A 24,416-nucleotide genomic window follows, 5' to 3' on the forward strand; every position below is an offset into this window, starting at 1 on the left:
GGGTGGAGTCGGCGACTCCGCCCCGGCGGGGGGGCGCCCACCCCCCCCCCCACCTCCGGCTCGCCTACTCGGTGGCGTCGGCGCCTGCCTTGATCGCCTCCCGGATTCGTTGGTAGGTGCCGCACCGGCAGACGTTGCGGATCTTGTCGAGGTCTTCGTCGCCGATTTCGCGGCCCTCCTCGCGAACCTTGCGCACCGTGGCGACCGCCGCCATGATCTGGCCCGGCTGGCAGTAGCCGCACTGCGGGACGTCCCGATCCAGCCAGGCCTGCTGCATCGGGTGCAGGTCCTCGCCGACCGTCGCCGGCAAGCCCTCGATCGTGGTGATCTCGTCGTCGGGGCCGATCTCGGAGACCGGGACGGAGCACGGGTTGAACGCCTTGCCGTTGATGTGGCAGGTGCAGGCCTGGCAGACGCCGATCCCGCAGCCGTACTTCGGCCCGCGCACGCCGAGGACGTCGCGCAGCACCCACAGCAGCCGCACCTCGCCGGGGACGTCCACGGTGACCTGCTCGCCGTTGAGCTTGAAGGTGTGCTTTGGCATGAGGGCTCCTCAGTACGCCTTGTCCAGGCCGTCGGTGGGCGACTGCGGGATGGACGGTTCCCGCGGCAGCGGCTCGAAGCGCAGCGGGTCGTGGTGGTTGATCGGGAAGGTGGTGGGCATCGTGCCGGTCGCCCTGGCGTACGCGCAGGCCACCGCGGCCATCGTGGGCGCGACCGCGAGTTCGCCCGCGCCGCCGGGATCGTCGCTGGAATCGGGCATGATGATGATCTCGACCTCCGGCGGGACGTTCCACTGCCGCGTGTAGAAACCGTTGTCCCAGCTGCCTTCCAGCGGCAGGCCGCGCTCGATGTGCAGGCCGAAGGTCAGGGCGGTGGCGATGCCGTCGTTGATCCCGCCGAGCATCTGCGCTTCGAGGCCCCGCGGGTTGATGCACAAGCCCGGATCGACCACGAACGTCACCCTTGTGACGCGCGGCCCGGTGACGCCTTCGTGCACCGGCACCTCCCGGCCGGCGGTTTCCGGCCGGGCGTCGATCTCGACCAGCGCGCCGGCGACCGCCTTGTACTCGTGCGCGAGCGCCACGCCCTGCGCGACGCCGGCCGGCAGGGAACGGCCCCACCGCCCGTTCTCCGCGAGGATGTCCAGCAGCTTTCGGTAGCGCTCCTCCCTGGCGAATTCCCGGCGGAACGCCAGCGGGTCCTTGCCCAGCTTGGCGGCGAGCTGGTCGACGACGAGTTCCTGCGCGCACCGCACGTTGGGCGAGTAGACGTTGCGCATGCTGCCGGTGTGGAACTCCAGCGGAACCTCGTTGAGCAGCTGCGTGGTGACGCCGAAGCTGTACGGGCTGCGCTGGGACAGCAGGAAGATGGTCTGCGCGACCGAGTAGTTGCCGAGTTCCGGCTCCGTGACCGTGCCAGTGATGATCTCGCCGAAGCCGTGCCCGAAATCGGTTTTCACGCTGGTGTGGTACTGCTCGAAGCTCAGCACCTCGCCGGCGGCGCAGGTCGCCCGGATCCGCGAGAAGCACATCGGGTGCGCCCGGCCGTGCCGGAAGTCGTCGGTGCGGTGCCACATCAGCCGGACCGGCTTGCCGAACGCCCGGGACGCCTCGGCGGCCTCCATCGCCGCGTCGTGGAACAGGTGGCGGCCGAAGGATCCGCCGCCTTCCACCACGTGCACGGTGACCGCGGTTTCCGGCAGCCCGAGGCGCTGGGCGATCTGCTGCTTGGCGATGATCGGGACCTTCAGGCTGGACCAGATCTCCGCGCGGTCCTTCCGGACGTCGGCGACCGCGCAGTTGGTCTCCAGCGGCGTGTTGCTGGCGAAGGCGAAGGTGAATTCGGCGTCGACCGTGGTCGTCAGCGGCAGCGCCGGTTTGACCGGTGGCGTCGCGGCCTTGAGCTTGCGCAGCAGCGTCTCGTCGGATTCACCGTCCACAGTGCCCGGTGCCCAGGTCACGTCCAGGGCGCGGACGGCGTCGATGCACTGGCCGAAGGTTTCGCCGCGCACCGCGACGCCGGTGGAGATGATCGCGACGTCGGTGATGCCCGGCATTGCCCGCACCTGGTCGAGGTTGCGGATCGAGCGCGCGGTGCCGTTGATCGTCGGCGCCCGTCGGACCATGGTGGGCTTGGCGCCGGGCACGTCGAGGTCCATCGCGAACTGCTTGCGGCCGGTGACGGCGGCGAGCGCGTCGATGCGGTTCTGCGGCCTGCCGATGAGCGTGAACTCCGAGGCGGGCTTGAGCTGCGGGGTGAACTCCCGGGTCGTTGGGCTGGCCGCGGTCTTCGACAGCGAGCCGTAGGTCGCCCGCTTCCCGGAGCGGTGCGTGATGACGCCGCCGGCGAGATCGAGTTCGGCGACCGGGACGTTCCACTGCTGCGCGGCGGTGAGCTTCATCCGCTCGCGCGCGACCGCCGCCGCGATCCGCACCGGGGTGTAGATCGCGTGGATGGTGTTGGATCCGCCGGTGAGTTGGTTGAACACCAGCTCGGTGCGCGCGTCGGCGAGCGTGATGCGGACCTTCTCCAGCGGTAGCGACAGCTCTTCGGCGATGAGCATCGCGACCGCGGTCGTGATGCCCTGCCCGACTTCGGCGCGGTGCAGCGCGAAGGACACCGTGCCGTCCGGGTTCACCGCCACCGTGATCAGGTTCGACGTGGGCAGGGCGGCGTGGGTCAGCGCGTCGGAAAGGTCGTAGGCGTCGGTAAGTCCCGGGCTGGGCACGGCCGCCTCGGCGTTCGGTGGGCCCGCTAATCGGGCCGCGGCGACCAGCGTGGGAGCGGCCAGCAGGTAGCCGAGGAAGCGCCGCCGCCCGGTGAGTCCGGGACCGGGGTCGTCCGGCGGCCGCGTGGTGGCGCGGGGTGCGCGGTGCGAAGTCATCGTCGTCCTCTCGACACCGAATGTGGCGACGATCACTTTAAGATCGGCGTGCCCGCGCAACTGTCCAGAAATTGAACACCGGCCGCACCGCGCACGCCGCCCGGGACCCGCGGTTCTCGCTGGTCCCGGGCGGTGTTTCGGTCAGAGGACGATGACTTGGCGGATGGCGGTGCCGTCCGCCAGGAAGTCGAAGCCTTCGTTGATCTCGTCGAGGCCGAGCCGGTGGGACAGCAGCGCGTCGACGGGAAGCGCGCCCGACCGGTACAGCTCGATGAAGCGCGGCACGTCCCGCCTCGGCACGCACGAGCCGAGGTAGCTGCCCCGCAGCGTCTTCTCCTCCGCGACCAGGCTCAGCGCGGGCAGGGAGAGCTGCGCTTCGGGGTCCGGGAGGCCGACGGTGACGGTGGTGCCGCCGCTGCGGGTCGCGTCGTAGGCCTGCCGCAGGACGGGCGCGACGCCGGTCGTGTCGATCACCTTCTCCGCTCCACCGCCGGTGATCTCGCGGATCCACTCGACGGCCTCCGGCCCGCCCGCCACGGCGTGGGTCGCGCCGAGCCGGGTGGCCAGCTCCCGCTTGTGCTCGACGACGTCGACCGCGACCAATGTGGATGCTCCGGCGGCCTTCGCCATCAGCAGCGCCGCGAGGCCGACGCCGCCGAGGCCGAACACCGCGACGCTCTCCCCCGCCTGGATCTGCGCCGAGTGCAGGGCCGCGCCCGCACCGGTCAGGACGGCGCAGCCGAACAGGGCGGCGATCTCGAAGGGGAGGTCGGCGTCGACTTTCACCGCGGAGCGGGCCGACACCACGATGTGCTCGGCGAACGCCGACACACCGAGGTGGTGGTACGGCCGCGAGCCGTCATCGGCCCGGAACCGCATGCCGCCGCCGAGCAGGGTGCCCTGCCCGTTCGCCGCGGCGCCCGGGCCGCACAGGGCCGGGCGGCCGGCCACGCAGCGTTCGCAGTCGCCGCAGGACGGCACGAAGGCGAGCACCACGTGGTCGCCGGGCTCGAAACCGCTGCCCGCGCCGGCCTCGACGACCTCGCCCGCCGCCTCGTGCCCGAGCGCCATCGGCAGCGGCCTGCGCCGCGAGCCGTTGATCACCGACAGGTCGGAGTGGCACAGCCCGGCGGCGCGGACCCGCACCAGCAGCTCGCCGGGCTCCGGCGGATCGAGCTCCAGCGTCGTGACGTCGATGGGCCGCGACGCCGCGTAGGGCGCTTCGCGGCCGGATTCCCGAAGGACTGCCGCGCGGACCCGCATCACGCGCCTGCCCCGGCGACCGGCACGCAGCGGGTGACCACGCGCTCCGTCAGTAGCTGCACGACCTGGCCGAGCACGATCCGCTTGAAGTGCTCGGAATCGCAGTGCGCGGCGAAGTCCGCCTCGGTGTCGTACTCCTCGACGATGGCGACGACGTCGTCGTCGGTTCCGGCGTACAGGTCGTAGCGGCGGCAGCCCGGCTCGGCCAGCGACGCCGCCGCCATCGGCGCCAGCAGGTCCAGCACCTTGGCCCGCTCACCGGGGTTGGTGACGTACCGTGCGATCACAACGAAACTCATGGCTCTCCGTTATCGTAGGCGTTCTGCCTGGTCTGGACCCGTGCGCACTTTTTGTTGCTATAGCGACAGAAAGTGCGCACGGGTCATTTCCCGGCCCGCAGCCGATCGCGGGTCAGCGACCAGAGCCCGGGATCCGAGGTGGCCGCCGCGACCGCGCCCATCGCCAGCGAGTGCGCCACCCCGGCCGCGTCGGTGACGAAGCCCGCCGCGACGAACGGCGACAGCACGCGGCGGGCCTCCTCCGGCATCCACGGGATGATCGGGGCGGGCATCACCTCGACCAGGTCCGGGCTGCTCCGGCCGACGCCTTCCAGGCTCCGGTTGAGGTTCGACCGGTCGGTGACGAAGACCTTCTGCATCGTCAGCATGTCCAGCGCCCGGGCCCGGTCGATCAGCGCGGCCCGGGTGCTGACCACGCCCTGCGCGCCGATCTCGGTCAGGAAGTCGATCGCGCCGCGGTCCTGGGCGAGGCCGGGGCAGGCGTCGATGTTGACGAACACGATCTTCTTCAGGTGCACCAGCACCCGGACGACCTTCGGCAGCTCGCCCACCGGGATCGACGCCAGGACGCCGACCCCGGTCGGTGCGGCCGCGAAGTCCTTGACCCGCGCCGCACCGACCACCGAGGCGCACACCGGGACGTCCGCGAAAGTCGCCTCGATCAGCGGGTTCAGCGGTCGGCGCGGACGCGTGGAAGGTTCACTCATGCCCGTTACTCTTACCCGCCCGGTGGTTCAGTCGAGCGGCCCGGTGCCGAACGACGTGGGCAGGCCCAGCTTGCCCGGGTTGAGCACGCCGCGCGGGTCGAGCGCGTTCTTGACCGCCACGAACGTCGCGAACCCGGTGCCGAGCGCGTCGGAAAGGTACGGGCCGCGCAGCAGCCCGGACCCGTGGTGGTGGCTCAGCGCCGCGCCGTGCCGGATCAGCACCGCGTTGGCCGCGTCCCACGCCGCGCGGTACCACTCCCGCCGCTGCTCCGGCGCGACGTCGCCGCGCAGCGAGAAGTACAGGCAGGCGCCGTCGGTGTAGGCGTGCGACTGGTGCGCCGAGGACGCCAGCGTGCCGGGCACCGCGCAGATCGCGGCCACCACCTCGTCGTAGATGGCGGGCAGCTTCGCCCACGGCCCGGCCATTTCGAGGGTGTCGGCGACGAATCCGGGGCCGGGTGTGAAGCCGTCCGCGGACTTGCCGACCAGCATCCGCTCGTCCAGCCACCGGTCGAACAACGCCTGGCCGTCGAGCTCGATCCCGTGCTCCGCGCTCACCTCGGCGCTGACCGCGATGCTCGCGTCCACGATCACCGGGTCGCCTTCGTCGGCGATCAGCAGCAGGTTCGTGTCGGGGTGCCCGAAGTGGGTGCCGCTCTCCAGCTTGTCGTAGAGGCGCATCGCGGCCGGGGTCGCGCCGCGCTGCATGATCAGGCAGCAGGCCTCCAGGCCCTCGGCGAAGGTTTCGAAGCCGTAGGCGATGGCCTTGGCGTACTCGGGCAGCGGGTGGGTGCGCAGCCGGACCGAGGTGATGATGCCCAGGGTGCCTTCCGAGCCGACGAACAGCTGCCGCAGGTCGGGGCCGGTCGCGGCGCGCGGGTAGTCGCCGAAGGTCGCCAGCGTGCCGTCGGCGAGGACCACGTCGAGCCCGACGACCATGTCCTCGATCTTGCCGTAGCGGGTGGACAGCTGGCCGGCGCCGCGGCAGGCGACCCAGCCGCCGACGGTGGAGATCGCGAACGCCGACGGCCAGTGCCCGGTGGTGGCGCCGTGGATCTCCTGCAACTCCTTCTCGAAGACGTCGCCGAACATGCCGGCCCGGACCTCGACGACCTGCGAGTCCTCGTCGAAGGAGACGATGCCGGTGAGGTTGCAGACGTCGAGCACGACGCCGCCGAAGACCGGCAGGGCCGCGCCGGTGACGTTGCTGCGGCCGGCGGAAACGGTCAGCGGCAGGGTGTGCTCGTTGCACAGCCGGGTCACGGCCTGGATCTGCTCGACGGTGCTGACCTCGACGATCACCGCGTCCGGGGTGGCCGGGCTGTCGGCGGTCTCGCCGATCATCGAACCCGCCCACCAGTCGCGGGTACGCAGCACGACCTCGTCGTGGTCGGTGTGGACGGCGTCGGCGATGCCGCGCAGCGATTCCACGACCGCGCCCGGAACCTCGACCGCGGTGGTCTGCAGCGACGCCGCGCCCTGGCCGACCGGGGTGCGCGCGCCGTACCGCGGCGGGGTCGGGGCACCGACGACGTAGTTGCCGCGGTTGAACGGGTGGGTGATGGTCTGGCGGCTGATCATGCCTTGTCTCCCAACAGGATCGACTTCTCGCGGGCGACGTCCGCCCGGTAGCTGCTTACTTGTTCGGCGATGGTGTCGGCGCTCAGCCCGAGCTCGGCGCCGAGGAGTTCGCCGACGGCCGGCGCGGCGGCCGCGGAAGCGTCGCGGGCGAACAGCCGCAGGCGGGTGCGGCGGGAGAGCACGTCGTCGACTGAGCGCGCCATCTCGCACCGCGCCGCGTAGACGACCTCGGCCTTCAGGTGCGGCTGGCCGTCCAGCAGCGGCTCGGCGAGCGCGGGGTCCTCGGCGATCAGCGCGCTCACGAAGCGCGACTCGGTGCCGTAGCGCCCGCCGAGGTGGGCGGCCGTGCCGCCGGAGGCGGCGACCGCTTCGGGGTCGTAGCCGGCGCCGCCGAGCAGCGGGAGCTTCGTGGTGCGGCTGCGGGTCTTCCGCCCGAGCAGCCCGGCGACCTTGTCCACGACGAGCTCGCCCATGTGGCGGCTGGTGGTGAGCTTGCCGCCGGTAACCGTGACCATGCCGCCGCCGCCCACGCTGATGTGGTGGTCGCGCCGCATGTCGAGGGTGGCGCCCTCCTTGCCGCCGACCAGCGGGCGCAGCCCGCCGAAGCTGCCGAGCACGTCGTCGGCGGTGATGCCGCTGTTGAAGGCGACGTTCGCGCCGTCGAGGAGGAACTCCATCTCCTCGGGCGTGCAGTGCACGTCGTCGACGGAGCCGTCGTAGTCGGTGTCGGTGGTGCCGAGGACGACGACATCGCCCCAGCGGGTGCAGGTCGCGCGGCGGGCGCGGCCCGGGATCGGCACCGTGACCGTGCAGTCGTTGCGGATCTTCGACCAGGGCACCACGATGTGCACGCCCTTGGCCGGGCGGACCTGCGAGCGGTGCGCGTCGTCGGCCATCGCGTCGAGGTCGTCGGTCCACACGCCGGTCGCGTTCACCACGACTCGGGCGCGCACGTCGATGTCCTCGCCGTCGGCGTGGACCACGGCCCCGGTCACCCGGCCGCCGGTCTTGCGCAGCCGCTCGACCTTCGCGCCGTTGGCGACGACCGCGCCGAGGTGGGCGGCGGTGCGCACGACGGTGAGGGTGAGCCGGGCGTCGTCGGTGCGGCTGTCGTAGTACATGAGGCCGCCCTTGAGGTGGTCCGCGCGCAGCGTCGGCGCGTGGGAGAGCACCTCGTTGGGGGTGAGCCGCTGGTGCAGGCGCCCGATCCGCCAGCCGCCGACCAGGTCGTAGGTCCACAGCAGACCCTCGAAGGCCTTCGCGATGCGGGGGTCGAAAACGCCTTCCTGCTCCAGGATCGGGAACAGGAACGGCAGGCGCTGCACCAGGTGCGGTGCGTTGCGGCGGAACCGGTGCCGCTCCAGCAGCGAGTGCCGGACCAGGTTCACGTTGCCCTGCTCGATGTAGCGCAGCCCGCCGTGGACCATCTTCGACGACTTCGACGACGTGCCGGAGGCGAAGTCGTCGCGTTCCACCAGCGCCACGGAGAATCCGCGGGAGACCGCGTCGAGCGCGGTGTAGGCGCCGGTGATCCCGCCGCCGATCACCAGCACGTCGAATTCCGCGTCGGCGAGTCGCCGCAACGCCCGCCGGCGGTCCAGGGTCACCGGAGCGCCGGGGGTGGCCTTCGCCGCGGCCGAGTTTGGCCGTCGGGACGGCATTTTCATCATGATGTTCCTTCTTCGTTCAGGGCAGTGACTTGCGGAGCGCGCGCTGCCATTCGGCGCGCAGCTCCTGGCGGTCGTGGTCGGTGGTCGCGGGTTCGAAGGTGCGGCCGACGGGGCGTGCGCCGACGACCTCGTCGAGCGATCCCCACAGGCCGAGCCGGACGCCGGCGAGGTAGGCGACGCCGCGCAGGCTCGCGGTGGCGGAGTCCGCCACCCGCTCGATGGGGATGCCGGAGAGGTCGGCCTGGCTCTGCATCAGCGCGTCGCTGGCTGCCAGCCCGCCGCCGACCCGCAGCCGGGTGAGCGGTCCGTCCATCGTGGACCGAAGTCCGTCGGCGGTGTCGCACACGGAGTGCGCGATGCCTTCCAGGACGGCGCGAGCGATGGCCGCGCGGGTGGTGGCCAGGCTCAGGCCGCTCAGGCACGCCCTGGCGCCGGGCACCGCCATCGGCGTCCGCAGCCCGGCGAGCGTGGGCACGAACCACGTGTCCCGGTCGCGCGGGTGCGTGGCGGCGAGTTCGCTGATCTGCTCGGCGGATTCGAACAGCTGCAGGTCCTCGACCAGCCAGCGCAGCGCCGAGCCCGTCGTCGACGTGTACGCCTCCAGGCTGAAGCGGCTGCGGCCGCCCGAGCGCCAGCCGACCAGCGCGAGCACGCCGTCGACGGCGTTCGCGGCGTCCGCCGGCTCGTCACCGGTGAGGGCGCCGACGAACGTGCCGGTGCCGTGCATGCACATGCCTTGGCCCGGTTCCAGCGCGCCCAGGGCGATCAGCGACGCGTGCTGGTCCCCCATCGCCGCGGCGATGGGCACCCGGATGCCGAGCACCTCGGGATCGGTCTGGCCGAAGTCGCCGTCGTCGTCGGACAGCGGCGGCGCCATCTCCTGCGGGTAGCCGACCGCGTCGAGCCAGTCCGGGTCCCACGCGTGTTCGCGCAGCAGGTAGCCGCCGAGCGCCGCCGCGTTGCTGGCGGAGACGGCGTGCGCGGTGCCGCCGTTGAGGTTCCAGCTCAGCCAGGTGTCGATCGACCCGAACAGCAGCCGTCCGGCGTCCGCGGCGGCCCGCACCTGCGGGTTCTCCGCGATCTGCCGGGCGGCCCACAGGAACGGCGACCGGCTGCCGACCGGCCGTCCGGTCCGCGGCAGCAGGACCGGGTCCCACTTCTCCGCCAGCGATTCGAGTTCCGCCGCGTACCGGCGGTCCTGCCAGACCACGGCGGGGGCCAGCGGCTTTCCGGTGACCCGATCCCACAGGACCGCGGTCGCGCGTTGCGTGCACAGCGCCACGCCGACGATCTCGACGCCGGTGTCCACGGCCCACGCCACGGCCTGCCGCGCCACCTGCAGGGTGTGCCGCCATAGTTCGTCGGCGTCCTGCTCGACCCGCAGCGGGTCGGGGTGGACCACGGCGATCGGCTGGTAGAACGACGGCCCGCTCGATCCGTCCGCCGTCACCACGGCCGCGCGCGTGCCGGTCGAGCCTTCGTCGATCGACAGCACGCCTCGTTGCGAACTGCTCATGCTGGTGCCTTTCTGCGCCGTCAGCGGGTGGCCAGCGCCGGTGCCGGCTTGAGGTCGATGACCTCGTCGTCGGGGTCGATGCCGCTGCGCGTCGGATCCCACTTGATGACAACGCAGGTGATGAGCCCGAGCAGCGGGACGACCGCCAGCGCCGCGATCGTCGGGCCGAGGCCCACCGCCTCCTTGATCTGCGGGAACACGTAGAGGCCGACGACGCTGCCGAAGCTGCCGAGCATGCCTGTGATGCCGGTGCCGAGGGTGCGGATGTCGCTGCGGTAGGACAGCGCCGCGATCGACTTGCCGTTGGCGCCGGGGCCCGCGGAGTGGAAGAAGATGAACAGGAACGGCACGGCGAAGGCCAGCACGGTCGGCAGGCTGCCGAACCCGAGGCCCAGCGTCAGCAGCAGCACGAACGCCATCGCGTAGCCGACCGCGGAGCTCATCCGCAGGCCCATCCGGCGACCGGCGTAGGCGGAGACGGCGCCGCCGATGATGCCCGCCGCGTTGAAGACCATCGATCCGACGGTGGCCTTCTCGAACTGCTCGCCGAAGATCGCGAGGCTGATCACCGGCAGGTACCAGCCGATCGCGAAGTACTGCATCGACTGGGTCAGCGAGATGAGCGTCGACAGCAGCGTCCGCGGCAGGTAGGGCTTGCGGAACAGCACGCCCGACTGCCGGAAGCCGATCGACTGCTGCGCCGCCGCTGACGTGTCGGCTTGTTCGCCTGGAACGACGTCGAACCCGTAGATCCGGCGGAGGCTGCGCGCGGCGTCCGCCAGCCGCCCTCGGGAGGCCAGCCACGACGGGCTCTCCACCAGGAAGAGCAGCTGCAGCACGAACAGCAGGCCGGCGATGATCGCGGCCGAGCCGACCGACCAGCGCCAGATCTCCGCGCCGATGCCGAGCTTGTAGCAGATCAGCGTCAGCGCGAGGTTGGAGGTGGTGGCGATGTACCAGACGCACTGCCACAGGTTCAGCCGGCCCTTGAGGCTGGCTGGCGTGTACTCGGCGAGCATGGCCATCGCCACCGCGAAGTCGATGCCGTAGGCGACGCCGACCAGGGCGCGACCGGCCCACACGGTCTCGAAGCTGCCCGCGTACGCGGTGAGCAGCGCGCCCGCGACGCCGATGAGCTTGGCCAGCAGCAGGGGCTTGACCCGGCCGATCCGGGCGGCGAGCCAGCCGCTGGCCGGGTTGAACAAGATCGCAACGGCGGGCGCGGTCGCGGTGAGCAGCCCGACCTGCGCGGGAGTCAGCGCCAGTTCCTTCACCATGGGCGAAAGCCCGGCGCTCAGCGCGGCGTTGGAGTAGGCGTCGAGGAACAGCCCGCCGAGGATGAGGTACCAGATCAGGCTGGCCTTCCTCGGCAGCCGTTCCAGCTTGTTGATCAACGCCACCACGTCGGAGACACCGGAGACCGTCCCCGTCGCCGCGTTCGAAGGTGAGGCCACAGATCGCCGCCTTTCGAGGGAAGGCACTGGCAGCGATCCGGCAAAAGAAAAAAGGCACGACGAAGACCGCTGACAGTGGCTCTTCGTCTATGCCTGTCGTGGCGGAGACATTAATCGCGCCGCAACGCGGGCGTCAAGCGAAACGGGAGCACTCCTGGGAATTCGGTCGGCGGACCGCCCAATGTGGACGGGCGCGAGCATGTGCCGCACTGCCTGCATCGATCCAGCGGACGGGCCTTATTGACGCGGTTCGGATCGGGGCCTATGGTCTCGTGCCATCAGACATCTGACGTCTGATCTAGAGGAGGAACCGCAGCAATGTCGCTGTCCGACCAACTCGCCGAGCGGCTGCTCAGCGCGATCATCGACGGCACGCACGCGCCCGGCAGCGCCCTGCCGCCGGAGGGCGAGCTCGCCGAGCAGTACGCGGTCAGCCGCCTCACCGTCCGGGAAGCGATCAAGGCGCTGCGCGTGCAGAACATCGTGCGCATCCAGCGCGGCCGCGGCACCTACGTCAACCCGCCCGCGCAGTGGACGGCGCTGGACCCGCTGATCCGTTCCGCCGCAGCCACTCCCCGGTCGAGCGCGGCGATCTCGGAGAGCCTCATCGAGGCCCGGCGGCTGATCGAGGTCGGCGCCGTCGAGCTCGCCGCGAGCAAGCGCACCGACGACGACCTGGTGCAGCTGCGGAGCCTGCTGCAGGACATGCGCGATGCCGTCGACACCGACGACGTCGAGCTGTTCGTCGAGGCCGACATCGCCTTCCACGACGCGATCATGCGCGCCAGCGGGAACGCGTTCATCCCGCTGATGTTCGAGCCGTTCGGCCGGTTGCTGGTCGAAGGCCGCAGCGAAACCTCCGCAGTGCCCGAGATCCGCGCCAACGCCCTCGCGCACCACACCAAGATCCTGCGCGCGCTCGAAGCAGCCGACCCGGCGATGGCGCGCCAGGCGATGGAGGACCACATGGTCCAAACCGCCGAAGACCTCCGCACCCACGTGCTCACCGACAGCTGACCCGGCTCCCCCGATCTCCCACCGCCGCGCGGCGCGTGGGCACCTCCGCACGCCGACAGGAAGCAGCGCCATGCCCGATCTGCACCAGGACCGCCCGATCTCCGTGGAAGAACTCCTCGCCGGACTGCCCGCCGTCCGGCCGGTCGCCCCGGCCGAGATCGCCGAGCGCTTGGCCGGCGGGCCGCGCCTGGTCGTGCTCGACGACGACCCCACCGGCACCCAGACCGTCGCCGACGTCCCGGTGCTGACCACGTGGAGCGTCGACGACCTGCGCTGGGCGCTGACCCAGCCCAGCAGCACCTTCTTCGTGCTCACCAACACCCGCAGCCTGTCGGCCGCCGACGCCGACGCCCGCAACCGCGAGGTGATCGACGCGCTCGCCCGCGCCGCGGACGCCGAAGGCGTCGACTTCGTGATGGCCAGCCGCAGCGACTCGACGCTGCGCGGCCACTACCCGCGCGAAACGGATCTGCTGGCCGAAGAGCTGGCGCAGCGCGGCAAACCGATCGACGGCGTCGTCATCGTCCCCGCCTTCCCCGACGCGGGCCGGTTCACGATCGACTCGGTGCACTGGACGCGCACCGCGGACGGCATGCTCCCGGCCGGACACACGGAGTTCGCCAAGGACGCCACCTTCGGCTACCGCAGCTCGGACCTGCGGGAATGGGTGGCCGAGAAGACCGGCGGCCGGGTGCCGGCGGATCGCGTCCTGGCCGTCACCGCGGCCGACCTCCGGGAGGGCGGCCCGGACCGCGTCGCCGAGCTCCTCGACACCGTGCACGACCAGCAGCCGGTCGTCGTGGACGCGGCCTGCGACGACGACATCCGCGTGCTGTCGCTCGCGCTGCTGCGCGCCGAGTCCCGGGGCAAGCGGCTGCTCTACCGGGTCGGCCCGGCCTTCGTCCGCTCCCGCGCCGGGCAGGCGGGCGCGCCGCCGCTGGACGTCGAGGTGCTGCGCGGCATGGGCACCGGCGACGGGCACGGCCTGATCGCCGTCGGCTCGCACGTCGGCCTGACCACCAGCCAGCTCGACGGGCTGCGCGAGCTCGGCGGAATCACCGAGCTGGAGCTCGACGTGTCGGCGCTGCTGGATCCGGCCACCCGCGACGCCCATGTCGAGGCGGTCGCGCGAGCCGCCGCGCAGGCGATGTCCGACGCCGACGTGGTGATCCGCACCAGCCGCACGCTGGTCACCGGCGCCGACCCGGACGCCAGCCTGGCCATCGCCCGCGCCGTCTCCGCCGGCCTGGTCGACACCGTGCGCGCGGCCGTCCGCGCGCACCGCCCGGCGTTCGTCGTGGCCAAGGGCGGCATCACCTCCAGCGACATCGCCACCGACAGCCTCGACATCCGCCGCGCGATGGTGCGGGGCACGATGCTGCCGGGCATCGTCTCGCTGTGGGAACCGGTGTCCGGCGAGTTCGCGGGCATCCGGTACGTCGTGTTCCCCGGCAACGTCGGCGACCAGCGCGCACTGGCCGACGTCGTCTCCGCGCTGCGGGGCCGTTGATGCTGCTCCGCGGAACCGGCGCGCTGGCCGAAGCCGCGCGCACAAGGCGGGCGCTGCCCGGATTCGTCGCCTACAACCTGGAAACCGTCCAAGCTCTCGTCTCCGCGGCCGAGCGGACCGATCGTCCCGTCCTGCTGCAGGCCGGCGCGAGCGCGTTCCGGCACGCCGGGCGCGACCTGCTGGCACAGCTCGCCGTATCGGCCGCCGCGGCATCGACGGCCGAGATCGGCGTGCACCTGGACCACAGCCGCGATCTCGACGAGATCACCACCTGCATCGAAGCCGGCTACACGTCGGTGATGATCGACGGCTCCCATCTGTCCTTTTCGGACAACATCGCGCTGACCCGGACGGCCGTGCGACGCGCGCACGACGCCGGGGTGTGGGTGGAGGCCGAACTCGGCGCGATCGCCGGGAACGAGGACGTCTCCACCGATGCCGAGGCCGGCGCGATGACAGATCCGCGGCAGGCCGCCGAATTCGTTGCCGCCACCGGTGTGGACGCCCTCGCCGTCGCGGTCGGCAACGTGCACGGCTTCACCGACCGCCCCGTAGCGCTCGACCTCGACCGGCTGGCCGCCATCCACGAAGTCACCCCGGTTCCGCTGGTCCTGCACGGCGCCAGCGGCCTGCCCGCCGAACAGCTCCTCGGCGCGCTCGACCGAGGCGTCGCCAAGGTCAACGTCAACGCCGAACTCCGCCGCGCCTACCTGCAATCCGTCGCCGACCAACTGCCCACCGCCCTCGCCGGCGCCGACGTCGTCAGCACCTGGAGCGCGGCGCGCAGCGCCGTCGCCGACGCCGCCGTCCGCACGATCAACCTGCTCACCGCAGAACGGAGAAAGACGAATGCCTGAAACCTCCGCCACCCGCGTCGCCGTGATCGGTCTCGGAGCCATGGGCCTGCCGATGGCCACCCACCTCGCGCCGGCGTTCCCGGTGACCGTGTTCGACATCGACGCCGGGCGCCGCGCCCAGCTCACCGCCGCGGGCGCGGCGGAAGCCACCACTCCCGCGCAAGCCGCCGCGAACGCCGACGTCGTGCTGCTCGCGGTCCGCGACCAGCAGCAGGTCGAAGCCGCGCTGTTCGGTGAGAACGGCGCGGCCGAAGCCCTGAACACCGGTGCCGTCGTGGTGCTCACCAGCACCGTCGGGCCCGACGCGGCACGCGAAACCGCCGCCCGGCTCGCCGATTCCGGCGCCGGCCTGGTCGACGCCCCGGTCAGCGGAGGCCCCACCCGCGCGGGCACCGGCGACCTGCTGATCGTCGTCAGCGGCGACGAGAACAGCCTCGACGCGGCCCGGCCGGTGCTCAACCGCCTCGCCTCCACCCTCACCGAGATCGGCCGGGAGCCCGGCGACGCGCAGGCGCTCAAGGCGATCAACCAACTGCTCGCCGGGGTGCACATCGCCGCCGCCGCCGAAGCCGTGGCGATGGCCCGGGCGCTCGGCCTGGATCCGGCCACCGTCATCGACTCGCTGAGCAAGGGCGCCGCCGGATCGTTCATGCTCGCCGACCGCGGGCCCCGCATGATCGAGGCCTACGGCGACGGCGCGGAAGTCCGGTCCAGGCTGGACATCTTCGTCAAGGACATGGGGATCGTCGCAGGCATCGCGAAGCAGGCGCACGTCCCGACGCCGCTGGCCTCGGCCGCCCAGCAGCTCTACCTGCTGGGCGAGCGCGCCGGGCTGGGCAGCTCGGACGACTCCAGCGTCGTCACGTTGCTCTCGCCGGAGGAGGCGCAACGATGAGTCCTGCCGTTCTGCTGGGCATCGGCGCGGTGGGGATGGCGCTGCTGCTCTTCCTGGTGCTGAAGGCGAAGGTCCAGCCCTTCGTCGCACTGCTGGTGGTCAGCACCGGCGTCGCGCTCGCCGGCGGCGTGCCGCCAGCGGAGCTCGTCGACACCATCGAGAAGGGCATGGGCTCCACCCTCGGCCACGTCGCGATCATCATCGCGCTCGGCGCGATGGTCGGCCGCATCATCGAGCTCTCCGGCGGCGCGAACGCGTTGGCGCACACGCTGATCGAGCGCTTCGGCGAACGCCGCACGCCCCTGGCGCTCGCCGTGGCCGGGTTCATCCTGGGCATCCCGGTGTTCTTCGAGGTCGGCCTGATCATCCTGATGCCGCTGGCCTACGGCGTGACGCGCAGCGCGAGGAAACCGCTGCTGGTCTACGCGCTGCCGATGGGCGCGGCGATGCTCACCGTGCACGCGTTCCTGCCCCCGCATCCCGGCGCGGTGGCCGCGGCGAAGCAGATCGGCTCGGACCTGGGCTGGATCCTGCTGCTCGGGCTGCCGATCACGGCGGTCGTCGTCGGCATCGGCTACCTCGTGTCGAATCGCTTGACGCGCAAGGAATATCCGATGTCGCCGGACGTGCGCGCCGAGGTCTACGGCTCCCCCGACCTCCCGCCGCACGGCTCCGGCGGGGGCTCGGGCTCGGTCGCCACGGTACAGGCCGAGGCGAAGACCGAGCGAGCACCGTCGTTCCGCATGATCGTGGCGCTCATCCTGACCCCGATCCTGCTGATCCTGGCGGGCACCGTCGGCCAGCTCACGCTGCCCGCGGGCTCCGTGCTGCGGGAGACGCTGACCGTGGTCGGCGCGCCGATGGTCGCGCTGCTCATCGCGCTCGTGCTCTCCGCCTGGCTGCTGGGCATCCGGCGCGGCTGGTCACACGCCCACGTGGCTGAGGTGATGGGTTCGGCGCTGCCGCCGGTCGCGATGGTCATCCTCGTCGCCGGCGCCGGCGGGGTGTTCGGCAAGGTGCTGGTGACGACCGGCATCGGCGACGCGGTAGCCGATCTGCTGCAGTCCACCGGGCTGCCGCTGCTGGTCCTGGCCTTCGCCATGACCCTCCTGCTGCGCGGAGCGCAGGGTTCGGCGACCGTCGCGCTGGTGACGACGGCCGGGCTGATCACGCCGCTGATGCAGGGGCTCGACCTGTCGGCGGGACGGCTGGCGCTGGTCTCGCTGGCCATGGGCGCCGGCGCGCTCGGCCTCTCGCACGTCAACGACGCCGGGTACTGGATGTTCGCGAAGCTCGTCGGCCTGGAGGTCGGCAGCGCGCTGCGCACCTGGACTGTTCTGACGACAGTCATGGGCCTGACGGGATTCGCGCTGACCGCAGCGGTCTGGCCGTTCGTCTGAGGTCCGTGAGCGTTTTGGGGTGCTATGACGCCCCAAAACGCTCACGGCCCGGACGGCGCTACCTGGTCAGGAAGATCGGATTCGTCATCGCCACCATCCGACCGGCCCGGCGAACCTCCGCGCGCGCCCAGCGCGTGTAGCGCGGGTAGGTCGTCCACCGCGTGGTGAGCGAGCCAGTGGCGGGGACTTCCGCGGTGTGCTCCGGCCCCACCTGGTCCAGCAGCCGCACGATCGTGCCGGGCACGCCGCTGACGGCCAGCTCGAACGTCACGGGTGTACCCCTGTCAGCGGCGAGCCCCTCCCCGATGCCGGCGGTGCGCCGACCGTCGGTCGCCGTGAAATCCAGCTGCACGGCAGATGATTCGGCAAGCCATGAGCGCCCCGCACGCAGCCCGGCGAGCAAATCCTCCCGCCGCAGGCCGTCCGCGAGCACCACGGTTTGCGGGCTTCCGACGACGTGTTCCGGGTTGTGCGCGTCGGAGTTGCCGACCAGCGGAATCCAGTGGCCGGTGCGCAGCAGCCCATCCCAGTGGTTGACCGCCGCTTCCTCCTCGTCGGTCCAGCCCTGGTTCCACACCTCGACGAGATCCGCCAGCTCGTAGGCGAACTCGTAGGTGCAGCCGAAGCAACTGGCGAACGGGTGCGCGGCGGTGACCAGACCGCCCGTCTCGTGCACCTGGTCGACGAAGCGCCGGAAGCTGCGCGGGTCGTCGGCGCGGTAGCGCCAGTCGATCCAGGTCCCGGGCGGCAATCCGATCGCCGGCCAGTGCCCGGAACGCGTCGTGACCTCTTCACCGTTGAGGATCAGCAGGTCGTCGGTCGCGTGCTCGCCCCACTGCAACGACGCCGACGAGGTGTTGTGCTCGGTGGAGGTGATGAAGTCCAGGCCGGCGGCGCGGGCGGCCGCAACCAGCTCCGCGGGGGTCCGGCGGCCGTCGGAGTGCACGGTGTGCAGGTGGCAGTCCCCGCGGTACCATGCGCGGCCCCGCTCCCGGGCCGGCGCGGTCTCGGGAGCGGGGTTGGGGCGGGCCGGCGCACCGGCCGGGCCGAACCTCAGCGTGATGTCGACGCGGTAGTTCATCCCCTGCGGCGCCACGGTGTAGGGGCCGAGGACGACGTGCCAGGTGCCCGGTGCGACCGGGCCCGGCAGGTAGCCCGGGGTGGCGCCGGCGGCGCTGATGGTGAAGCGGTCGCGGAACCCGCCCGACCAGCCGCGGAAGCCGCGCGCGTTGCCCAGCTCGTGCCCCTCCGGGCCGAAGATGCCGATGTCGCAGGCATTTCCGCGGGTCCCGGGCGGGACCGCGGGCTTGTCGTAGGAGTAGGCCACCTCGATCTCGGCCACCCCGCGCGGCACCTCGACCGGTAGGTAGAACCAGTCTTCGATGCTCGGCCCGAAGGTGCCGGTGACGGTGCGGGTCTCCGCGCCCGCGGCCTGCCCGGCGAAGGCCACGCCCGGCAGCAGGTTCGCCGCCGCGATGACTCCTCCCGCGGCCAGGAAACCGCGCCTGCTCAGCAGATCCACCCATGCCTCCCATGTTCGAAGTGCCATGGATCCAACCGCCGCGACTTGACCTCAGCGGACACGGCGGATGAACCCAGCGCGGCGGGCGGCGAAATTCACCGCCCGAGCGCGCGATGAGTTTTCGCCGACCCCCGCGTCTAACCGGGAAGCACCGCAGGCGAACAGCGAGGAGGACCATCCGGTGGACGAGCGAACCGCGATCGAGCCGGAGCTCTTCAGCGATGCCGCAACGCTGTTGGAGCGCGCCACCTGCTACGTCCTCGGCGCCGCGGCCGACATCACCACCGCGACGCTGGCCAACGCGACTCCGTGCGCCTGCTGGGACCTCCGGACGCTCGTCGCCCACGTCAACGATTCGCTGGCCGTTGTCGCCGACACGCTCGCATCCCGCGTTCCGGATGACGGCGAGGATTCCGCCGACCCGGTCGCAACCTTGCGCAACCGCGCCAGGGTGCTGCTGGAAACCTGCCTCGCGCACCCGGACGACGTCCACATCGGCGGATTGCCCCTGGACGGCCGGATCGCCGCCGCGACCGGTGCGCTGGAGATCGCCGTGCACGGCTGGGACATCACCCGGGCGTGCGGGCGGGACTCCCCCATCCCGGACGGCCTCGCGACGGCGCTGGTCCGGCTGGCACCGATGGTCGTCACCGAGGCCACCCGCCCGTTCCTGTTCCGGCCGCCCGTCGCGTGGTCCCGGCAGGCCGCGCCGGGCGAACGCCTCGTCGCCTACCTCGGGCGCAATCCGGTCGCGGGACCGGGCGGCGGCCTCACTCCTCGCGGCTGAGCGCGTTCCAGTGCAGCTTTTCCCGTTCCCGCTTGGGCAAACCGGCGACAACGAGGTCGTAGGAGTCCTCGATCATGTCCAGCAGGAGCGGATCGGGCACGGAACCGTCCAGGAAGACCGTGTTCCAGTGCCGCTTGTTGAGGTGATAGCCGGGCGTGATGGCCGGGTACGTCGCGCGCAGCTGAACCGCCAGCTCCGGTTCGCACTTGAGGCTGACCCGCAGCGGCTCACCGCCGAGCCTGCTGATGGCGAAGATCTTGCCAGTGACCTTGAAAACGCTGTTCGTGTCGTCGAAGGGAAACTCTTCGCGCGCACCGGTGAGCGCGAGGCATGCGTTCTTGAGCTCCTGCGGCGTCATGCGAGCAGCGTAACGACCGCTGCCTCCCTGCCGGGTGTCGATCCGCGTTCGGACAGTTAATTTCAGTCAACACTGAAGAAATAGTGATCGTAATCTTTTGTGAGCGCGCAATACGACTGGAACCCGCCGCGAGCATCGCGGCGGGTTCCAGTCATTCAGCTTCGATCAGTAGCGGTAGTGGTCGGGCTTGTAAGGGCCGTTGACGTCGACACCGATGTAAGCGGCCTGCTCCTTGGTCAGCTCGGTCAGCTTGACGCCCAGGGCGTCGAGGTGCAGCCGCGCGACCTTCTCGTCCAAGTGCTTGGGCAGCACGTACACCTGCTTGTCGTACTCACCGGGCTTGGTGAACAGCTCGATCTGCGCGATCGTCTGGTTCGCGAACGAGTTCGACATGACGAAGCTCGGATGCCCCGTCGCGTTGCCCAGGTTCAGCAGACGCCCCTCCGAGAGCACGATGATCGAGTGCCCGTCCGGGAACACGTACTCGTGCACCTGCGGCTTGATCTCCTGCTTCACCACACCCGACGTCTTCTCCAGACCGGCCATGTCGATCTCGTTGTCGAAGTGACCGATGTTGCCCACGATCGCCTGGTGCTTCATCGCCGCCATGTGCTCCGCGGTGATGATGTTGAAGTTCCCCGTCGTGGTCACGAAGATGTCCGCGATCCCCACGACGTCTTCCAGGGTGGTGACCTGGTAGCCGTCCATCGCCGCCTGCAACGCGCAGATCGGGTCGATCTCGGTGACGATCACCCGCGCACCCTGGCCCCGCAGCGACTCCGCGCACCCCTTGCCCACGTCGCCGTAACCGCACACCACGGCGACCTTGCCGCCGATGAGCACGTCCGTGGCCCGGTTGATGCCATCGATCAACGAGTGGCGGCAGCCGTACTTGTTGTCGAACTTCGACTTCGTCACCGAGTCATTCACGTTGATCGCCGGGAACAACAGCTCGCCGGCCTTCGCCAGCTCGTACAACCGGTGCACACCGGTGGTGGTCTCCTCGGTGACACCCTTGATGCCCGCGGCGATCCGGGTGAACCGACCCTGGTCAGCCGCCAGCGACTTCCGCAGGGTCTCCAGGATGACCCGGTACTCCTCTGGGTCATCCGCGCTCGGCTGCGGCACCACACCCGCCGCCTCGAACTCCACACCCTTGTGCACCAACAACGTGGCGTCGCCACCGTCGTCGAGGATCATGTTCGGGCCCTGGCCGTCACCGAACTGGAACAGCTGGTCGGTGCACCACCAGTACTCCTCCAGCGTCTCGCCCTTCCACGCGAACACCGGCACACCCTCAGGCTTCTCCGGAGTCCCGTTGCGGCCCACCACGATCGCCGCCGCAGCCTCATCCTGAGTGGAGAAGATGTTGCACGACACCCAACGAACCTCAGCACCCAACGCCACCAAGGTCTCGATCAGGACCGCGGTCTGCACCGTCATGTGCAAGGAACCCGCGACCCGCGCACCCTTCAACGGCTGAGAGGCCGCGTACTCCTCACGAGTCGACATCAGGCCCGGCATCTCGTGCTCGGCCAACCGAATCTGGTGCCGCCCGGCCCCGGCCAACGCCAGATCCCGGACAGCGAACTCAAGGCCGTTGACCTTCTGCAACTTGACGCTCATTGCTACCTTCCGCTTGCAGAACTACTGATTCGGACACGAATATCCAAAGTGGAACGCCGAGATCGCCCGATCTGCTGTCGCGCTCGGGCGCGGACGCGGAACCGCCATGTCCCGCCAGTTGGATTCGGCGCGGTCGCGGCGTCAGGCCGCCGTCGACCGCGAAAGATCGGCTCCAGGCCGCAATCTCAAGCCGCGCACAAAAAAAGCACCTCCCGTAGGAGGCGCCCTTACCGTGGTCTTCAAGCGGCTTGGCTGAGCGTGGCGGACGAAGGTCCGTTGCAGCGCCTCTCAGCCAGCGCTCGCGCCGCTGTGGCGCATCGTGTCGGTCAAACCCGGCGTGACCACATTCTGAAACCGACCCAATGGTTTGTCAAACACGCCCCACCTCGCACGACTCACCGATCCGCGCAGCGGGCGGCGGGGGCGGCAGACGGTTCGCCGATGATCTCCGCACACGTCAACCCGTCGCTCGCTGCCGGAGCACCGGAAAGTCCCAGCGCGGCGCGTTGGTCCACTTCGGCGCAACGCACCGGGCGACCTTCGAGCAGCAGCGGTGCGCGCTCGCGCGACGCGCCCACGTAGGCCAGGACGTGCCGAAGTTCACTGCCGTCCTCCAAGCCGATCCGCTCTGGACCGTGCAGGCAGACCAGGCGGTAGCGGGCACCGCGCCCTTCGCACTCGTCGAGGACTTGGCGCTGCTCGGGTGTTGCGAGCCACACCGCGTGGTGCTCGACGATTCCCGGCGCGGCGGCCAGCACCGCCGGGCGCTGGCCGTCTCCTCTGGCACGCAGCCCGGTCGCCCAGACCGCTGCAAGGCCGGCGCAGCGGGCGCGCAACACGACGGCCGGCCCGGCCAGTCCCAGGGTCTTCCGCAGCCAAGTGATCTTCGAGGGACAAGCGTTCGAGCCGTAGGCCAGCACCGGCCGCCGGTCGCGGAGCGGAGCCGCATCGCGTTCCGCCAGCCAGCGGTCGAGGCATGGCTCCGCCGCCGCACCGGTGCGCACCCGCCAGCCGGACGGCGCGGTGCCGTCCGGGGCGAGCGGATGGCCGATGCCGTCGCGCTGGACGAACGAGAAGTCCGGGCGCGCACCGGGATACGGGGCCTCGGGGTATTCGACGTCGGCGAAGTGCGTTGGTGCCGGGGGCTGGGCTTGCTGCTCGGGGAAGCACATAGCCGCTACAGCATCGCGCCCAAGACGCCGTGGTGCTATGACCGCGATCGCAAGTTACGCCCAAAGCGCCGTGATTTACGTCGTTTTCCACCCTTCTCCCTCATTCGAACACACTCCGTGCACACCAGCGAATTCATCGGCGGACGCGGACAAAACCGTCCACATCGGACAAAGCATTGCGGCCTCGTGGTTTTCGGCATGTGAGATCGCTCCACTTCGGGGCCGCGGCTGCGTAGCATGCCCAGCCATGGATTCCGGTTCGGTGCTCTTGGTTGCGCGACGGCACGTCGACACGTGCCGGATCTGCAGCGCCGCCTGTCGCGGCTGACCGCGCTCGCCTCCCCCACCGGCGCCGCGCAGGCCGCTGCCGCCTGCGCGCTCAGCGAACTGGAACAACACCGATGCCAGCCACAGACGCGACGCGCGACGACGCCGAAACGACCACCGAAACCACCGGCGGCCTGGCCCAGGGCCTCAAGCGGCGACACATGAGCCTCATCGCGCTGGGCGGCGTGATCGGCGCCGGCCTGTTCGTCGGCAGCGGCGTGGTGATCGGATCCACCGGGCCCGCCGCGGTGGTCTCCTTCCTGATCGCGGGCGTGCTGACGATCCTGATCATGCGGATGCTGGCCGAGATGACCGTCGCGCGGCCCGCGCTCGGGTCGTTCTACGCCTACGCCAGGGAGGCGCTGGGCGAGCGCGCCGGGTTCGCGGTCGGCTGGTTGTACTGGTACTTCTTCGTCATCGTCGTCGCCATCGAGGCGGTGGCCGGCGGCAAGCTCGTCCAGCTGTGGCTGCCGGAAGTGCCGCTGTGGGCGGTGAGCCTCGTCCTGCTCACCACGCTCGCCCTGACCAACCTGGTTTCGGCGCGCTCCTACGGCGAGTTCGAGTACTGGTTCTCCTCCATCAAGGTCGCCGCCATCGTCGTCTTCCTGTTCCTGGGCGCGGTCGCCATCCTCGGCTGGTGGCCGGATTCGCCCGGCGGGCTGGGCAATCTCACCGCGCACGGCGGGTTCGCCCCGCACGGCGTCGCCGCCGTGCTCGTGGCCGTGGTGCCCTGCGTCGGCTTCTACACCGGGGCCGAGATCGTCACCATCGCGGCGGCGGAGTCCGCCGAACCGCGCCGCGCCGTGGCGAACGCGATGAAGTCGATCATCCTGCGCGTGGTGGCGTTCTACGTGCTGTCGGTGCTCGTCGTCGTGGCCGTGGTGCCCTGGAACTCCCCCGCCATCGAGGTGAGCCCGTACGCCGCGGTGCTGCAGGCGCTGCGGATCCCGGGCGCCGGCACGATCATGAACATCATCGTGCTCACCGCGGTGCTGTCCTGCCTGAACTCCGCGCTCTACACGTCGTCGCGGATGCTGTTCGCACTGACTCGACGAGGCGATGCCCCGCGCGGCCTGACCAAGCTCAGCCGCAGCGGAGTGCCGCGCCGGGCGCTGCTCGCCGGCACCGTCTTCGGCTACCTGTCGGTGATCGCCGCGTACGTCTCGCCCGACCTGATCTTCGCGTTCCTGGTCAATTCCTACGGCGCGGTGGCGCTCTTCGTCTACCTGATCATCGCGGTCTCCCAGGTGCGCCTGCGCAAGCGCCTCGGCCCGGACGGCGAGTCGCAGCTCGCGCTGCGGATGTGGCTGTTCCCGTGGCTGAGCTACCTGACCATCGCGCTGATGGTCGTGGTGATCGTGGCGATGGCGGTGCTGCCCGACACCCGGTCGCAGTTCTGGCTCAGCCTCGTCACGCTCGCGGTCGTGCTCGTCGGCTACGAGATCCGCCGCCGGAAGGGCGCCCCGCAGCCCGTGAAGTGGGCCCCGGAAGTTGGACTCGGTAATTGAGAGTCTAGGCAGCGAGGGCCTGGGCCCGGTATTGCACCGGGCTCAGGCCCTCGCAGTGTG

The 24,416-nt window shown here is 70.8% G+C and carries 20 protein-coding genes; 7 read left to right on the forward strand and 13 right to left on the reverse strand.

Features of this window, described 5'->3' with window-relative positions:
* Positions 1-64: 64 nt before the first annotated feature.
* The 9 genes from AB0I53_RS18520 to AB0I53_RS18560 all read right to left on the reverse strand — a co-directional run bounded on the left by AB0I53_RS18520 (position 65) and on the right by AB0I53_RS18560 (position 11,377).
* Entirely contained in the window at positions 65-544 is a 480-nt protein-coding gene (locus tag AB0I53_RS18520) for a (2Fe-2S)-binding protein (RefSeq protein ID WP_358603940.1), read from the reverse strand.
* A 9-nt stretch (positions 545-553) separates the two neighbouring features.
* Entirely contained in the window at positions 554-2,887 is a 2,334-nt protein-coding gene (locus AB0I53_RS18525) for a molybdopterin cofactor-binding domain-containing protein (protein WP_358603943.1), read from the reverse strand.
* Between the two features lie 141 nt (positions 2,888-3,028).
* Positions 3,029-4,150: a zinc-dependent alcohol dehydrogenase family protein gene (locus AB0I53_RS18530; RefSeq protein WP_358603946.1), complete on the reverse strand. Its 1,122-nt coding sequence runs from the start codon at positions 4,148-4,150 to the stop codon at positions 3,029-3,031.
* The gene (locus AB0I53_RS18535; protein ID WP_358603949.1) at positions 4,150-4,449 is read right to left on the reverse strand and encodes an antibiotic biosynthesis monooxygenase family protein; all 300 of its coding nucleotides are present in this window, start codon (positions 4,447-4,449) and stop codon (positions 4,150-4,152) included. The genes AB0I53_RS18530 and AB0I53_RS18535 overlap by 1 nt, the downstream gene beginning before the upstream one ends.
* Positions 4,450-4,532: 83 nt before the next feature.
* A complete protein-coding gene (locus tag AB0I53_RS18540; RefSeq protein ID WP_358603952.1) occupies positions 4,533-5,156 on the reverse strand; it encodes a glycerol-3-phosphate responsive antiterminator in 624 nt (207 codons plus the stop codon).
* A 27-nt stretch (positions 5,157-5,183) separates the two neighbouring features.
* Positions 5,184-6,737 (reverse strand): FAD-binding oxidoreductase, encoded by a 1,554-nt coding sequence (locus AB0I53_RS18545; protein ID WP_358603955.1) that lies wholly within the window; start codon positions 6,735-6,737, stop codon positions 5,184-5,186.
* Complete coding sequence (locus AB0I53_RS18550; protein WP_358603958.1) at positions 6,734-8,398, reverse strand: glycerol-3-phosphate dehydrogenase/oxidase; 1,665 nt, start codon at positions 8,396-8,398, stop codon at positions 6,734-6,736. Before AB0I53_RS18550 ends, AB0I53_RS18545 begins: the two co-directional genes overlap by 4 nt.
* Before the next feature lie 25 nt (positions 8,399-8,423).
* Positions 8,424-9,923: an FGGY family carbohydrate kinase gene (locus AB0I53_RS18555; RefSeq protein ID WP_358603960.1), complete on the reverse strand. Its 1,500-nt coding sequence runs from the start codon at positions 9,921-9,923 to the stop codon at positions 8,424-8,426.
* A gap of 20 nt (positions 9,924-9,943) precedes the next feature.
* Positions 9,944-11,377: an MFS transporter gene (locus tag AB0I53_RS18560; protein ID WP_358603963.1), complete on the reverse strand. Its 1,434-nt coding sequence runs from the start codon at positions 11,375-11,377 to the stop codon at positions 9,944-9,946.
* Positions 11,378-11,695: 318 nt separating this feature from the next.
* Here AB0I53_RS18560 and AB0I53_RS18565 point away from each other — a divergent pair, with 318 nt between their 5' ends.
* The 5 genes from AB0I53_RS18565 to AB0I53_RS18585 all read left to right on the forward strand — a co-directional run bounded on the left by AB0I53_RS18565 (position 11,696) and on the right by AB0I53_RS18585 (position 17,056).
* Positions 11,696-12,394, forward strand: coding sequence for a FadR/GntR family transcriptional regulator (locus AB0I53_RS18565; RefSeq protein WP_358603966.1), 699 nt, complete (start codon positions 11,696-11,698; stop codon positions 12,392-12,394).
* A 70-nt stretch (positions 12,395-12,464) separates the two neighbouring features.
* A complete protein-coding gene (locus AB0I53_RS18570; protein WP_358603969.1) occupies positions 12,465-13,904 on the forward strand; it encodes a four-carbon acid sugar kinase family protein in 1,440 nt (479 codons plus the stop codon).
* A complete protein-coding gene (locus AB0I53_RS18575) occupies positions 13,904-14,761 on the forward strand; it encodes a class II fructose-bisphosphate aldolase (RefSeq protein ID WP_358603972.1) in 858 nt (285 codons plus the stop codon). Before AB0I53_RS18570 ends, AB0I53_RS18575 begins: the two co-directional genes overlap by 1 nt.
* The gene (locus tag AB0I53_RS18580) at positions 14,754-15,656 is read left to right on the forward strand and encodes an NAD(P)-dependent oxidoreductase (RefSeq protein WP_358603975.1); all 903 of its coding nucleotides are present in this window, start codon (positions 14,754-14,756) and stop codon (positions 15,654-15,656) included. Before AB0I53_RS18575 ends, AB0I53_RS18580 begins: the two co-directional genes overlap by 8 nt.
* Positions 15,653-17,056 (forward strand): GntP family transporter, encoded by a 1,404-nt coding sequence (locus AB0I53_RS18585; protein ID WP_358603978.1) that lies wholly within the window; start codon positions 15,653-15,655, stop codon positions 17,054-17,056. The genes AB0I53_RS18580 and AB0I53_RS18585 overlap by 4 nt, the downstream gene beginning before the upstream one ends.
* Before the next feature lie 58 nt (positions 17,057-17,114).
* On the opposite strand, the gene AB0I53_RS18590 is transcribed toward AB0I53_RS18585, so the two are convergent.
* Positions 17,115-18,605 carry a CehA/McbA family metallohydrolase gene (locus tag AB0I53_RS18590; RefSeq protein ID WP_358603981.1) on the reverse strand — a complete coding sequence of 497 codons (1,491 nt, stop codon included), beginning with the start codon at positions 18,603-18,605 and terminating at the stop codon, positions 17,115-17,117.
* A gap of 154 nt (positions 18,606-18,759) precedes the next feature.
* Between AB0I53_RS18590 and AB0I53_RS18595 the strand changes: the two genes are divergently transcribed.
* Entirely contained in the window at positions 18,760-19,365 is a 606-nt protein-coding gene (locus AB0I53_RS18595) for a TIGR03086 family metal-binding protein (RefSeq protein ID WP_358603984.1), read from the forward strand.
* On the opposite strand, the gene AB0I53_RS18600 is transcribed toward AB0I53_RS18595, so the two are convergent.
* The 3 genes from AB0I53_RS18600 to AB0I53_RS18610 all read right to left on the reverse strand — a co-directional run bounded on the left by AB0I53_RS18600 (position 19,349) and on the right by AB0I53_RS18610 (position 22,521).
* Positions 19,349-19,723 (reverse strand): MmcQ/YjbR family DNA-binding protein, encoded by a 375-nt coding sequence (locus AB0I53_RS18600; protein WP_358603987.1) that lies wholly within the window; start codon positions 19,721-19,723, stop codon positions 19,349-19,351. The two genes, AB0I53_RS18595 and AB0I53_RS18600, sit on opposite strands and share 17 nt — an antisense overlap.
* A 165-nt stretch (positions 19,724-19,888) precedes the next feature.
* Positions 19,889-21,349 carry an adenosylhomocysteinase gene (gene ahcY / locus AB0I53_RS18605; RefSeq protein WP_358603990.1) on the reverse strand — a complete coding sequence of 487 codons (1,461 nt, stop codon included), beginning with the start codon at positions 21,347-21,349 and terminating at the stop codon, positions 19,889-19,891.
* Positions 21,350-21,744: 395 nt separating this feature from the next.
* On the reverse strand, positions 21,745-22,521 hold the full coding sequence (locus AB0I53_RS18610; RefSeq protein ID WP_358603993.1) for a gamma-glutamylcyclotransferase: 777 nt from the start codon (positions 22,519-22,521) through the stop codon (positions 21,745-21,747).
* A 488-nt stretch (positions 22,522-23,009) separates the two neighbouring features.
* On the opposite strand from AB0I53_RS18610, the gene AB0I53_RS18615 reads away from it, so the two are divergent.
* Positions 23,010-24,356, forward strand: coding sequence for an amino acid permease (locus AB0I53_RS18615; RefSeq protein ID WP_358604002.1), 1,347 nt, complete (start codon positions 23,010-23,012; stop codon positions 24,354-24,356).
* Positions 24,357-24,416 lie beyond the last annotated feature (60 nt).

Source organism: Saccharopolyspora sp. NPDC050389, assembly GCF_040655595.1.
Classification (GTDB): Bacteria; Actinomycetota; Actinomycetes; order Mycobacteriales; family Pseudonocardiaceae; genus Saccharopolyspora.

Bases quoted from the DNA above. Each gene is read 5' to 3' on its own strand.
- AB0I53_RS18520 (WP_358603940.1), bottom strand. From the start codon at position 544: ATGCCAAAGCACACCTTCAAGCTCAACGGCGAGCAGGTCACCGTGGAC.
- AB0I53_RS18525 (WP_358603943.1), bottom strand. From the start codon at position 2,887: ATGACTTCGCACCGCGCACCCCGCGCCACCACGCGGCCGCCGGACGAC.
- AB0I53_RS18530 (WP_358603946.1), bottom strand. From the start codon at position 4,150: ATGCGGGTCCGCGCGGCAGTCCTTCGGGAATCCGGCCGCGAAGCGCCC.
- AB0I53_RS18535 (WP_358603949.1), bottom strand. From the start codon at position 4,449: ATGAGTTTCGTTGTGATCGCACGGTACGTCACCAACCCCGGTGAGCGG.
- AB0I53_RS18540 (WP_358603952.1), bottom strand. From the start codon at position 5,156: ATGAGTGAACCTTCCACGCGTCCGCGCCGACCGCTGAACCCGCTGATC.
- AB0I53_RS18545 (WP_358603955.1), bottom strand. From the start codon at position 6,737: ATGATCAGCCGCCAGACCATCACCCACCCGTTCAACCGCGGCAACTAC.
- AB0I53_RS18550 (WP_358603958.1), bottom strand. From the start codon at position 8,398: ATGCCGTCCCGACGGCCAAACTCGGCCGCGGCGAAGGCCACCCCCGGC.
- AB0I53_RS18555 (WP_358603960.1), bottom strand. From the start codon at position 9,923: ATGAGCAGTTCGCAACGAGGCGTGCTGTCGATCGACGAAGGCTCGACC.
- AB0I53_RS18565 (WP_358603966.1), top strand. From the start codon at position 11,696: ATGTCGCTGTCCGACCAACTCGCCGAGCGGCTGCTCAGCGCGATCATC.
- AB0I53_RS18570 (WP_358603969.1), top strand. From the start codon at position 12,465: ATGCCCGATCTGCACCAGGACCGCCCGATCTCCGTGGAAGAACTCCTC.
- AB0I53_RS18575 (WP_358603972.1), top strand. From the start codon at position 13,904: ATGCTGCTCCGCGGAACCGGCGCGCTGGCCGAAGCCGCGCGCACAAGG.
- AB0I53_RS18580 (WP_358603975.1), top strand. From the start codon at position 14,754: ATGCCTGAAACCTCCGCCACCCGCGTCGCCGTGATCGGTCTCGGAGCC.
- AB0I53_RS18585 (WP_358603978.1), top strand. From the start codon at position 15,653: ATGAGTCCTGCCGTTCTGCTGGGCATCGGCGCGGTGGGGATGGCGCTG.
- AB0I53_RS18590 (WP_358603981.1), bottom strand. From the start codon at position 18,605: ATGGCACTTCGAACATGGGAGGCATGGGTGGATCTGCTGAGCAGGCGC.
- AB0I53_RS18600 (WP_358603987.1), bottom strand. From the start codon at position 19,723: ATGACGCCGCAGGAGCTCAAGAACGCATGCCTCGCGCTCACCGGTGCG.
- ahcY (WP_358603990.1), bottom strand. From the start codon at position 21,349: ATGAGCGTCAAGTTGCAGAAGGTCAACGGCCTTGAGTTCGCTGTCCGG.
- AB0I53_RS18610 (WP_358603993.1), bottom strand. From the start codon at position 22,521: ATGTGCTTCCCCGAGCAGCAAGCCCAGCCCCCGGCACCAACGCACTTC.
- AB0I53_RS18615 (WP_358604002.1), top strand. From the start codon at position 23,010: ATGAGCCTCATCGCGCTGGGCGGCGTGATCGGCGCCGGCCTGTTCGTC.